The organism is Methanobrevibacter sp., assembly GCF_045130115.1.
Classification (GTDB): domain Archaea; phylum Methanobacteriota; class Methanobacteria; order Methanobacteriales; family Methanobacteriaceae; genus Methanocatella.
Genome location: NZ_JBGUPC010000008.1, coordinates 19,336 through 31,429, shown reverse-complemented (window position 1 = coordinate 31,429; position 12,094 = coordinate 19,336). Strand labels below are relative to the sequence as shown.

The window sequence follows — 12,094 nt, the reverse complement described above, 5'->3', positions numbered from 1 at the left end:
ATATGAAAGGAACAGCTTGGAAATTTGGAAATGATATTGACACAGACATTATAGTTCCTGGAAGATATCTGATTTATACTGATGAAGAAAGATTATCACAGCATTGTATGGAAGGACTTGATGCTGACTTTAATAATAAATGCAAAAAGGGAGACTTTATCGTAGCTGGAACAAATTTCGGATGCGGCTCTTCAAGGGAGCATGCTCCGATTGCACTTAAGGGCGTTGGAGTGTCCGCAGTGATTGCGGAATCATTCGCCAGAATATTTTACAGAAACGCTACAAATGTTGGAGTTCCTCTTCTTGAAGCTCCCGGAATTACAGAAATTATAGAAGATGGAGATGAAATCGAAGTGGATATGGACGAAGGAACCATTACCGCTCCAAATGGCGAGAAAATTGAATTTAAAAAATTACCTCCATTCATGTTAGAAATTTTAAATCAAGGTGGTTTAATTGAATACCTCAAAAACAAAAGATAAATATCAAATTGCAGTCGTTCCAGGTGATGGAATCGGTAAAGAGGTTATGAAAGCAACATTGGATGTTTTGGATGCATTGGATATTGATTTCGAATACATTTATGGTGATGCAGGTGACGAATGCCTTGAAAAGACAGGAACCGCACTGCCTGGCGAAACTTTGGATATCATTAGAGAAGCTGATGCATGCCTATTTGGTGCAGCAGGTGAAACTGCAGCAGATGTTATCGTTAGGATACGCCAGGAAATGAAAATGTTTGCTAATTTAAGACCAGTTAAAGCTTATCCTAATACTAACTCATTATTTGACAATATTGACTTTATGATTGTGCGTGAAAATACAGAAGGTATGTATATTGCTGATGAGGAATCATTTACCGATGAAGGAGCAATAGCAAGACGCATTATCACAAGAGAAGCAGAAAGACGCATTATTGACTATGCATTCAAATATGCAAAGGACAATGATAAGAAAAAGGTGACAGCAGTTCATAAAGCCAATGTGCTCAAAAAAACCGACGGTCTGTTTCGTGAAATTTTCTATGAAGTTGCAAAAGACTATCCGGACATTGCAACCGAGGACTTTTATGTGGATGCAACAGCAATGTATCTCATCACACAACCGGAAAGCTTTGAAGTTATTGTAACAACCAACCTCTTCGGGGACATATTATCCGATGAGGGGGCAGGTCTTGTTGGAGGACTCGGTTTAATTCCATCTGCAAATATTGGACAGGATGGAGCTTTATTCGAACCTGTCCACGGTTCAGCGCCGGATATTGCAGGTCAAAACAAGGCCAATCCGATAGCTATGATGCTTTCAGCAATAATGATGCTTAGATATTTAGGTGAAAACGATGAAGCCGACAGATTTGAGGCTTCAATATTGAAAGTACTGAATGATGCTAATACTTTAACCGGTGATTTAGGCGGTTCAGCTACAACCGAAGAATTAACCAGTGAAGTTATAAATAATTTATAAGGAGATATAATAAATATGAATTTCAAAAAATTAACTAAAATGCAAATGGCAGCACTTTTTATCATATTCATTATGGTAGTAAGTGGGGTAGCAGGATTTTTACTCATTATTTTCGGTGGTGCCGGATAAATTAAAGAGGATTGATAAAATGGCAAGATATGAAATAGCAGCAGTAGTTGCTGAATTTAACTATGATATTACACAAATGATGTTAGAACTCGCTCAAGCAGAAGCTAAAAACAGAGGCTGTGAAATTACAAAAGTTGTTGCAGTTCCAGGCGTATTCGATATGCCTCTCGTAATTAAAAAATTATTACAAAAAGATGAATACGATGCAATCATAACCCTCGGCGCTGTAATTGAAGGTGCAACTGACCACGATCAAATCGTGGCACAACACGCTTCCCGTAAAATCGCTGATTTAGCACTTGAATACGACACTCCAGTGGCTTTAGGAATTACCGGTCCTGGTATGACCAGAATGGATGCTCACAGACGTGTTAAAAATGCAAAAAGTGCAGTCGAAGCAGCTATCAAAATGTGCGACAGATTAAAAGAAATCTAGTGATTAGATGGAAATACTAAAGCCTAACGAATTAAGAGAAAAGTTTAATGACCCATGGATAGCCCCATACGAAAAAGTATTGACTATGGTTGATGGGGACAAGGTGGAACTCGTAGAGTACCATCCATGCATTTCAGGGTCTCATTGGTTACTGCACCAATACAGAAACAATTCAGAGCTCATTGATTCCGCTTACCGTGACGGAAACAAGCATGTCTATAAATGCCATGTCGGCAAGGCTCCGCTTGACCTGAAGGCAAGTTTCAATGCTGCCGGAATTGATGAGATTATCGTTGACGGCGATGAGGTTAAAGTTACCCATGCAGGTCTGGCCGGTGCTGGCGTTGGAGCTGGAATGTGCAGAGGAATGGGTGAAGGCGTTAAATATGTTGAGCTTATTCAAGTTGGAGGAGGCTCAAAAGCAGGTAAGGCTACAGTTGTGACACCTAAACTTGAAAAGGTAGTTATCGGTGTTGACGATACAGACACCAAAGATGCAGGTGCCACCTGGACAATGGCTCATAATTTAGGAGTTGAACTTGCAGGAATGGGTTTCGAATACTTGGATCACATTATTGTTCAACTATATCCTCATAATCCGCACAAAACACAAAACTGTGTTTCAATTGCTCTTACTTTCGCTGTTGAAAGTGACAAGAAGCAGGATTTAATTGATAATGTAATTAAGATTCTCAAAAGGGATACATTATCTGATAAAACAGCAATTGCCATCTTGGAAGGTTTAGATATTCCTGAAAAGTTAAGAGAGTATTCAATTGCTACAAAATCCGGAATGATGGATGTTGAAACTGCAGAATCTGTTGCAGAAGAATTGAACATTCCATTGATTGCGGTTACCGGCGAACAAGGTAAAGTCGGTGCTCTTGCAGCCCTTGGACTTTATGATGATGTTGAAGAGGCCGTGAAAGCTTATGAAAAAGAAATCTAGATTAATTCTAGATTTTAACTTATTTTTTTAATACTGAATTTTAAATATATGTGAAAAACAACCCCGTTGAAAAAATAAACTCGAAAAAATCAAACAGGGTCATTGATCACATAACGATTTTGTCATACGTTTCTTTTATTTGAAAAATCTTTTTTTCAAAAAATTATTACAAATAAAAAGGCATATGTCCCACCCGCCTGCCCTAAAATAATGAAATGTTTTTCATTATCTAAACTATGACCTGATTACTTGAAAATGCATAATGTTTCATCCTTATTCATATCATGGTATAACTCCGCCTTATCTTCATCAAAGTCTATAACCTGTATCATGGAATACACTTCCTCACTCAAATTAGGATTGATATCCTCCAGGATATTCGGATAATCATAGACCATGTCCCTATTGAATTCTAATTTCTTCTCATTTTCAAACAATGCCCCATAGTATATTTCCGCTTCCACCAAATCCTGAAACATGTGGCTTCCAAAAGACAATTCAGGCATATAGCCAACTTCACTATATGCTTCCTCAAGAATTGCAGAAAAATGACTGATATCAGCAAAGACAACTGGAATACCCAATTCAGGAGAAGAGGTACCTATTCTTCCGGGAACTATCAGAATAGCTGTTTTATCGTTATTCTTGCAATAAGCATTAACATCACTGATAACCCTGGATATTGAACTTTTCTGGGCATAAGGATATTCGTAATACTTGTGCGGATCAACATAGCAAATAGTGTCTATCTTGTTCTTGCGTGACATTCCCATGGAGGATTCCTTAATGTGGAAAAAGACGTTTTTGTCTTCAGGCATCTCAATGGCCTCATCATTTACTGAAACCTGAAGAGGGCGGCATTGCAATAGATTTATATTGAATGAATTGTCCTCTCCAACATTGACTGTGTATTCGATGTCGACCGGGTAATCGTATGCTGTTTGTAACGTGCTCAGGATTTCCTTCATCTCGTCGATGAACTCCTTATTCTTTACGATTCCCTCACAGTTGACGAACACTATTTCACGACGTTGCCCACGGTCACGAAACATTCTTTCGGCTTCACGGTCATGTTCGACCAAAATTCTTTTTGCATACCTTGGAATTACACCTAAACCCTCATCGACAGGTATATCATGCAAAGAGATATTTTTCAAATCGATGACATCAAGATAATGCTGTGAATATCTATGCTTTTCCTTTATATCCTTAGTTAGTGTTACTTCAGGCTTATCAAGATTGATGATTCTTGGATAATCCTTTTTCGTCCTGTCTACAGCTTTTGTACCAAGACCCATTACAAGCCTCAACATTCCCTTGCTGTTGTCCATGTCCGGAAGCGGAGAATATGGGCTGTATGAAAATCCGACACCTGCAGCTGTCGGGAATAAATAGTCTCCATGATATGAGCCGGAAACCCTTTGAACAAGAAGAGCCATCTGTTCGTCAGTGTCGTCCAAACCGTTTATTTTCCTATATTCCAAAGCGGAAATGTTCATGGTACTTGAATATACAATCTTTACAGCCTCTTCAAAAGCGGCCAGACGTTCCTCAAGACTGCCCCTATTTACACAGAACACAGATTCGTATTTTCCGGCAAATGCATTTCCATACCCGTCCTCAAGGAAACTACTTGATCTGACAATTATTGGATTCTGTCCGAAGTAATCCAATATGCGTATGAATTCCTTTTTAATTTCTTCCGGGAAGCTGCCGTTTTTAAGGGCTTCCTCCAATTCCTTACCGTATTTGTAATAACCTTCCTGTGTCCTTTGCTTTACCCTAAGGTCCCACAAGTCGTTTGTAACTATATATGTATAGAATAAATCAGAACCTATATAGAACGAATCATCAGGCTCGAAATTGCTGTATATCTCCGGACGATCCTTTTCGATTATTTTTCTTGCAAGCAGCATTCCGCATGTCTTACCGCCCACCAATCCGCTGCCGACACGACGGTCATAAATTGTGATGTAATCCTCAAAAGTGAAGTATTCCTTGATTTTCGAAAGCATCTTTTCATCTTTCGTCATCATCAGCTCACAGATCTTATCGCATTCCTCATCAATGTTTTTGCCTTCTTTATACTCCCTTCTAACCTGAATCATGTATCTTTCCCAGCTGTCCAGGGTCAATCCATCCTGATACTTGTCGGAATTGATGGTCTTGTAGTATTTGCTGACTTCCTGGCCATCCTGAAGAACCTTGACGAAACCTGTCTGAGGGTTGAACTTGTGCCCCAGAAACATGGTCTGGGAATATCTGTTCCACACCTTCAGCGGAGAAACGTAAACCTCTTCGGGGGAATTTGAGTACACATTCAGGAACAACTGTGTAGTCTCACGAATCTTTGCTATTGCATCATAAGAATGCCTTCCACGAATGATTGGGAAATATGCCACAGTGTCCAGTTGGAACAGGAACGGACAGGTGACCTTAAAGAAATTGCCCATCATCAAATCTGTCGACCAGACCGCCTGCAGGTCACTCAGGCAGTCGAAAACATAAAATGCGTCAAAGCCTTCCTTTTCGATGATTCTGTGAACTTCAAGAGTGAATGTTTCAAATTGGTTATATGGATTTACCTGATATATCTTAATCCCGTCACGCTCTATCATGCAAAACTCGGTGTCTGGATTATCCTGTTCGATTTCAAGCAGTTCAAAATCCTTATCTGTCATTTCTATTAATGGAGGATGATTAGCAAATCGAATGTATATCAAGTTCCTGCCATCTTCCTTTGCCTGTTTCACATAGGGATTGACAAAGTAGGAAAATTCATTCAAGTTTGTTACATTCCATACTACATTATCTCCCAATCGGATATTGTCTAAGGCTTCATCAAGCCCGGGAATTCCGGATTTAATTCTATCGAATGCGGCCATAATAATGTCTCCTAATTTTTATTTAATTTTTTTTAAACCCCAATAATTTTTAACAATAATCACTAACTCCACATCAAATTAATATTGTTTGCTTGACATTGGCACTCCAGTTAACTGTGATGCTTCCATGGTCAATGCAAGCAAGTCTTGACGTTCAAGATTTTCTATATCAGTGTTTCCTGCCTGTTGGGTCAAGGATGTCACTTCCTGAGTCATTGCCTCTATATAATTTGCAACTTGCTGACCTTTTCTTATAGGATCCAGTCTTCTTCTGAGCATCCTGTCCTGTGTGGCAATTCCCTTAGGACATATTCCTTCAGAACAGCTTTGACAGACCTTACAGCCTATTGAAATTAATGCAGAGGTTGCAACATACACTGCATCTGCACCTAAAGCAATTGCTTTTGCCACATCCGCTCCTGACCTTATTCCACCGGCAGCCACAAGACTGACCTCGCTTCTTAAGTTTATCTCCTTAAGTGCGTCATCAGCCTTTACAATCGCTTCTATTGTAGGAATACCTGCATGTTCAGTAACTACTTCAGGTCCGGCACCGGTTCCTCCCTGCATACCGTCAACTACAATTATGTCTGCACCTGCCTTTGCTGCAATCTTAACGTCCTGCTCGACCCTACCGGATGCGAATTTCACGATGATAGGTATTTTCCAATCGGTAATTTCCCTTAACTGGTTGATTTTCATGCCTAAATCCTCAGGCCCGACAATATCCATGTGTCTTGCAGGACTTAATGCTGAAGTTCCTTCCGGAATGTTTCTGACTCTAGCCACTTCAGCAGTCACCTTATGGGAAAGCAAATGTCCGCCCATACCTGATTTTGCACCTTGACCTATCTTTATCTCAACGGCTTCGGCATTGTTCAGGTAACTGGCTGAAACACCGAAACGGCCGGATGCATACTGGGCAATCAGCTTATCGGCATAATGCCTCTCTTCTGGAAGCATTCCCCCTTCACCTGTATTGGTTATAGTGCCCACTTTACTGCTTCCAATAGCAAGTGCTATTTTTGCCTCTTTGCTCAGTGCGCCGAAAGACATTGCTCCGATCATGATTGGAGTATCGATTTCGATTGGGTTTTCAGCAAACCTGTCCCCAAGCACTACTGAAGTCTTGCAGGTTTCCCTGTATGAATCTATTGGAGGCCTTGAAACCTGTGCAGGCAATATGCTTAAATCGTCAAATGTTGGGATTTTCCTGGTCAGTCCACATCCGCGCACTTTATATGCTCCGCTTTGGCTTTTACGTTTGATTTCAACCATTGTTGAATTTGACCAGATTCCTCTGCCTTCATCTACAAGAGGCCTGACATATATTGCGTGTGTCGGACACATTTCTTCACATATTTTACATCCTACACAGTTTTCCTGATGAATAGGCAGCGGTTCGTCATTGATTACCTCATATACATTGTGAGGGCAATTTGAATAGCAGCTGTAACAGTTTTTACATGCTGATTTTTTAGGATTGTCACATAAATACCAGCAGCAGCCAGGCCTATCATTGTTCTGTCTGCAAATCTCTATCTTTCTTTCAACAGTGAATGACATCTAATTTACCCCCTCTTTTATATCTCTTAACGGTTTGAATACCGGACAGACCGAATATTTTGTTCCGCCGGATTTAACAATCTCATCAATTTCTCTTGTTATCTTTGCATAAGGCTTCCAGGCCAGGTCATCTTTTTTATCAACAATGAGAGCCTCGGTAACGATTTCATTGGTCAGCAGATAGTCTAAAAGTGTAGTTACAATGGAACCGTCCTGTCCCTGGCTATGTTTTAATGACCTGACTGTCAGCACTTTAATAAAGTCACCAATCGCTTTTGTATTGTCGTTTCGTAAATTTTGAGGTGTAAATGTTCTTGGACAAACTGCAAAACATGCATGGCAGTCCTGAGGGCATTCACCTTTCATTATAGGTTTTGTATCATCAATTGTTATCAGATTGTCAGGGCATACATATTCACATGCTCCACAGAGCACACATGCCCCTATATCGATGATATTTGACTTCAAATCTAAGAAGTTAGACTCTGAGATTTCCTTATTGATTGAATCGTCTGATTTTTGCCTCTGATACAATACTGGCCTAGCAAGAAATTCCTTATTTTCTATATGTTCTAGATTTTTGCTAATTTTGTTTCCAGCAAGTTTATTGAGTAAATTAAATTGAAATTCTGTAAGGTCTTTGGCTTCAATGAATTTCTGCTCTATTGCCCCATTGACTATTTCCTGACCTTTTTCGGTTCTGATTATCACTGTTGACCAGCCGTCATCTGATCCAATGGAACCTACTGAAATGTCAGATGTTTCTGATGTCAATTCAACGCAAATGTTACAGTTTTTTCTGATGATTCTTTTAGCTACTGATAAAGGTATTTTCACTGTTTGCCTGTTTTTCAGCAATAAAAATACGAATCCTTTATCAATCTGGAATTTTTCAATGTCGTCCATTTTCAAATCGTATTCCTCTAAAAGATTTTCAAAGTACTTATATGAAAAATTCTCCATACAAAATAAGCCCAGTTTAACATCAATAGGACTGTCAGTATAATGTTGCAGTTTGGATGCTGCCATAATTTCACATGGTGTTCCAACCATGGCTATTCTATGTTCACTCATTTTCCTAGCTCCTATTGTATATTAACGATTTTTTTAAAATTTTTATAATCCGCATCGCTTAGTTCAAAATCATATCTTGTTAAAATTTCCCTTAGCTCATTTTGGTCTTCAGGGGTGGCTTCCTGCATAACAGCATTTTTTCCCAGGCTTTTCACTTCTCCAAGGACATAAATGCTTCCCCTCATGATTGATTCGCCGACATCATCGGTTACGTCGCCGAGTATTATGAGTTTGCCTCCCATCATGAGCAATCCGGTCATGAACCCGCTGTTTCCGCCAATTATCACGGTTCCGCCTTTCATGATTTCACCAGTTCTTGAACCTGTGCTTCCTTTTACTAATACGGTTCCGCCATAGATTCCCTGTCCTGCACCGTCACCTGCAGTACCTTCAATGACCAATTCTCCTTCGGTCATATTGTCTCCGGCAAACCATCCGGCGTTTCCGTTGATATGTATCCTTGGGCCGTTGACCATGGTGCCGACAAAATAACCTGCAGACCCGTTGATTTCTATTTCAACATCTTCAGTTAAGCCTGCGCAGATATTGTGTCTGGATTCTGGATTGTTAATGATAATTTTATCATGAGATATGGCCTGTTCTTTTATGGTACGGTTTAATTCTTTCTCATCCATATTTTCTGCATCAATTACATATTCTTTCATGGATAAACCCCCTCATCAGATGGTGTAAGCTCTTGTTTCTCCTGGAGCTATCTGTTCTATTTCATTGGAATCTGTGACATCATGCAATGCCATTTCCTCTGAAGCTATTGCAAAAATTTCATCAGTTTCCACCATTACCCCTGGCCTGAGGCCAAGCTTGTCCTTTGCAATTCCGATTCCGTTGGGAGTTCCGACCAATATTGAAAATGGACCATCCAAATCAATTACCGCCTGATCAAGGGCTTCCTCCAATTTATATCCCTGGTCAAGTTTATCGGCCATGTAGTGAACTATACATTCTGTATCGTTGAATGATTCAAAAGTGTGTCCTTTTCTCTCTAGAGGATCTCTGATTTTCCAGTAATTGGTGATTTGGCCATTGTGCACTACAGTTATGTCTGGTATGATGTAGCTTTGGTATGGGTGTGCATGATAGCGGTCCACGCCACTTTCTGTTGCAAAACGAGTATGTCCTATTCCGTGTGTTCCCATTCTGCTTTGAACGTTGAATCTTTCTGCTATGTCCTTTACTTTTCCGGTATCCTTTATCATTTCAAATGAATGTGAACCGTTGATTACCCTTACGTTTTCAAGTTCGTCTATCTCTCTTATGCATGGCTGTAAAAGAGAGTACTCATCCAATGCTATTTTGCATTTGTATACGTCTGAGTCGCCTACAGACTCTATTAATTGCTCTTCAAATATTGGACTTATCTGATTTAATAATGATTTTAAATTGTCTAATGCTCCTCTTCTTCTTTGTACTTCAATATTTAATTGATAATAATTTTCAGGGAAATCTAAACTGCCGTAGATTGCATAACCTGCTGAATCCGGGCCCCTGTGTTGTAGGGATTCCAACATTGATGTCAATGCCTGGCCTACATTGTGAGTTTTTTTATCTTTGTATATTACACCTGCTATTCCACACATTTTTTTACCTCCAAACAAAATAATAGGTGAATACAACATGTAAGTTAATGACAGATCAAATCAATAACTTAAGTCGAGTTTATTTTAAATCTGATATCTCAATTTTTCATCATGCTTGAAATATCATGATTTATCGTTTCATATGCCTAATAACTGCAATTCTAAAATTACCATATGCCTTAAAAAAAATAATTCTAAAATCTTAAAAACTGTTTAACTTCAATATTTCACTGTTTTCTGATTTCGCTTTAATTCTCAACCTCCAAAAAAATTTAAGATCGATTGGCAGCTCATTTAAAGACCAAATCTTAAACAAGACCGCCAATCAATTCAGTGATATTATACGTTTAAGTACTCATCCCTCTCATAATCGAAGACTTGAATTCTATAAGCATCCCATTCGGCCCTTTTGATGTTATAGAATTGATTAAATACTTTTTCTCCAAGAGCGTTTTTAACAACCTCATCCTCTTCTAATGAATGGTATGCTTCCCATAAGCTTGTTGGCAAATTGCCAATTCCTTTTTGGGCAATTTCATCTTCGGAAAGTGCAAACAGGTTTTCTTCAGTCGGTTCGCCAGGATCAATCTTATTGTCCATACCATCTAAACCCGCTTCGAGAAGCACTGCAAATGCCAAGTATGGGTTACATGATGGGTCAGCTGACCTGCACTCGATTCTTGTACCTAATCCACGGGATGCAGGAATCCTTAATAATGTTGACCTGTTTTTGAATCCGTAAGCTATGTAACATGGTGCCTCGTATCCAGGCACTAAACGTTTATAAGAGTTGACAGTTGGGGATAATATTGCTGATAAAGCCGGTGCATGTTTCAGCAATCCTCCAATGAAGTATAATGCTTCCTGTGATATTTGGTTTTCAGTATCCGGATCATAGAAAATGTTTTTTCCGTCTTTAAACAAACTTTGGTTACAGTGCATTCCACTACCGTTGATTCCGAGGAACGGTTTTGGCATGAATGTTGCTTTAAATCCTAAGTTGTTTACTACAGCTTTGACTGCCTCTTTAAATGTTATTACAGCATCAGCTGTTTTTAAAGCATCAGCATATTTAAAGTCTACTTCGTGCTGTCCTGCAGCCACTTCGTGGTGACTTACCTCAACATTGAAATCCAATTTTTCTAAACCTAATACGATTTCCCTTCTGATATCAGTACCTTGGTCTAGAGGTTCTACATCAAAATATTCAGCTTCATCTGCAGGTATGTAATTTCCGTTTTCATCTTTTGTTATAATGAAGAATTCCGGTTCAGGACCCATATTGAATTGGTATCCTCTTTTTTCTGCCAATTGTAATGATTTTTTAAGCACTCCTCTTGGGTCTCCATCATAAGGTTTTCCCTCTGTAGTGAAAATATCACAGATGAATCTGCTGGTACCTTTCACTTCAGGTCTCCATGGAATTGTTGAAAATGTATCGATATCCGGTTTTGCAAGCAAATCACTATCATTAATTGAAGCTAATCCTGCAATTGAGGATCCGTCAAACAATAATCCATCATTTACGATGTCTTCAACATCATCGGCTTTTTTAAGAGGTACTGCCATACTTTTTGGTAGCCCATGTATGTCTGAGAGCTCTAATTTCAAAAATTTTATGTCGTTTACTTCTATTGTTTTAATTATTTGGTCTAATTTATCATCTCTTTCTGACATTCTTTCACATCAATTTTTGAGTTTATTTTTCATTTAGCTGAATATTTAGAAAGTTGAAAATTTTTTACTAAATGAATTTGATATAATGTATAGTCGGAAATACATTGTCGGAAGGAACATTCCTTCCGATTAATAAATTTAGCATTATTAATATATAAATATTTTGAATATGGGAAAAAATGAAAACTAAAATAAAAACAGTATTTTCTTAATTATCAGAGGATTAATGGAAAACCGATGAAAAAAATCATTTAGATGTCGTTAAAAACTAATTAAAAAAATTATTGATGGAAAACAAAAAAATAGATAATTAAAT

The 12,094-nt window shown here is 38.7% G+C and carries 10 protein-coding genes; 4 read left to right on the top strand and 6 right to left on the bottom strand.

The features are described 5' to 3' along the window. Positions 1-2: 2 nt before the first annotated feature. The 4 genes from ACJMML_RS01635 to mmp11 all read left to right on the top strand — a co-directional run bounded on the left by ACJMML_RS01635 (position 3) and on the right by mmp11 (position 2,978). A complete protein-coding gene (locus ACJMML_RS01635) occupies positions 3-482 on the top strand; it encodes a 3-isopropylmalate dehydratase small subunit (RefSeq protein WP_405305663.1) in 480 nt (159 codons plus the stop codon). Continuing rightward, positions 457-1,464, top strand: a complete 1,008-nt coding sequence (locus ACJMML_RS01630) for an isocitrate/isopropylmalate family dehydrogenase (protein WP_405305662.1) — start codon at positions 457-459, stop codon at positions 1,462-1,464. Before ACJMML_RS01635 ends, ACJMML_RS01630 begins: the two co-directional genes overlap by 26 nt. 148 nt (positions 1,465-1,612) lie before the next feature. Further along, positions 1,613-2,029: a 6,7-dimethyl-8-ribityllumazine synthase gene (ribH, locus tag ACJMML_RS01625; protein WP_330025327.1), complete on the top strand. Its 417-nt coding sequence runs from the start codon at positions 1,613-1,615 to the stop codon at positions 2,027-2,029. Between the two features lie 7 nt (positions 2,030-2,036). Beyond that, entirely contained in the window at positions 2,037-2,978 is a 942-nt protein-coding gene (mmp11, locus tag ACJMML_RS01620) for a methanogenesis marker protein 11 (RefSeq protein ID WP_405305661.1), read from the top strand. A 245-nt stretch (positions 2,979-3,223) separates the two neighbouring features. On the opposite strand, the gene ACJMML_RS01615 is transcribed toward mmp11, so the two are convergent. The 6 genes from ACJMML_RS01615 to glnA form a co-directional block, all read right to left on the bottom strand. Then, positions 3,224-5,863 carry a PEP/pyruvate-binding domain-containing protein gene (locus ACJMML_RS01615; protein ID WP_405305660.1) on the bottom strand — a complete coding sequence of 880 codons (2,640 nt, stop codon included), beginning with the start codon at positions 5,861-5,863 and terminating at the stop codon, positions 3,224-3,226. Positions 5,864-5,941: 78 nt separating this feature from the next. Further along, complete coding sequence (locus tag ACJMML_RS01610) at positions 5,942-7,429, bottom strand: glutamate synthase-related protein (protein WP_330025324.1); 1,488 nt, start codon at positions 7,427-7,429, stop codon at positions 5,942-5,944. Then, positions 7,430-8,503: a Coenzyme F420 hydrogenase/dehydrogenase, beta subunit C-terminal domain gene (locus ACJMML_RS01605; protein ID WP_405305659.1), complete on the bottom strand. Its 1,074-nt coding sequence runs from the start codon at positions 8,501-8,503 to the stop codon at positions 7,430-7,432. 11 nt (positions 8,504-8,514) lie between these two features. After that, positions 8,515-9,168 (bottom strand): tributyrin esterase, encoded by a 654-nt coding sequence (locus ACJMML_RS01600; RefSeq protein ID WP_405305658.1) that lies wholly within the window; start codon positions 9,166-9,168, stop codon positions 8,515-8,517. A 15-nt stretch (positions 9,169-9,183) separates the two neighbouring features. Beyond that, entirely contained in the window at positions 9,184-10,101 is a 918-nt protein-coding gene (locus ACJMML_RS01595) for a glutamine amidotransferase (RefSeq protein WP_303738245.1), read from the bottom strand. A gap of 339 nt (positions 10,102-10,440) precedes the next feature. Beyond that, complete coding sequence (gene glnA / locus ACJMML_RS01590) at positions 10,441-11,778, bottom strand: type I glutamate--ammonia ligase (protein ID WP_296782395.1); 1,338 nt, start codon at positions 11,776-11,778, stop codon at positions 10,441-10,443. Positions 11,779-12,094 lie beyond the last annotated feature (316 nt).

Bases quoted from the DNA above. Each gene is read 5' to 3' on its own strand.
- ACJMML_RS01635 (WP_405305663.1), top strand. From the start codon at position 3: ATGAAAGGAACAGCTTGGAAATTTGGAAATGATATTGACACAGACATT.
- ribH (WP_330025327.1), top strand. From the start codon at position 1,613: ATGGCAAGATATGAAATAGCAGCAGTAGTTGCTGAATTTAACTATGAT.
- mmp11 (WP_405305661.1), top strand. From the start codon at position 2,037: ATGGAAATACTAAAGCCTAACGAATTAAGAGAAAAGTTTAATGACCCA.
- ACJMML_RS01615 (WP_405305660.1), bottom strand. From the start codon at position 5,863: ATGGCCGCATTCGATAGAATTAAATCCGGAATTCCCGGGCTTGATGAA.
- ACJMML_RS01610 (WP_330025324.1), bottom strand. From the start codon at position 7,429: ATGTCATTCACTGTTGAAAGAAAGATAGAGATTTGCAGACAGAACAAT.
- ACJMML_RS01605 (WP_405305659.1), bottom strand. From the start codon at position 8,503: ATGAGTGAACATAGAATAGCCATGGTTGGAACACCATGTGAAATTATG.
- ACJMML_RS01600 (WP_405305658.1), bottom strand. From the start codon at position 9,168: ATGAAAGAATATGTAATTGATGCAGAAAATATGGATGAGAAAGAATTA.
- ACJMML_RS01595 (WP_303738245.1), bottom strand. From the start codon at position 10,101: ATGTGTGGAATAGCAGGTGTAATATACAAAGATAAAAAAACTCACAAT.
- glnA (WP_296782395.1), bottom strand. From the start codon at position 11,778: ATGTCAGAAAGAGATGATAAATTAGACCAAATAATTAAAACAATAGAA.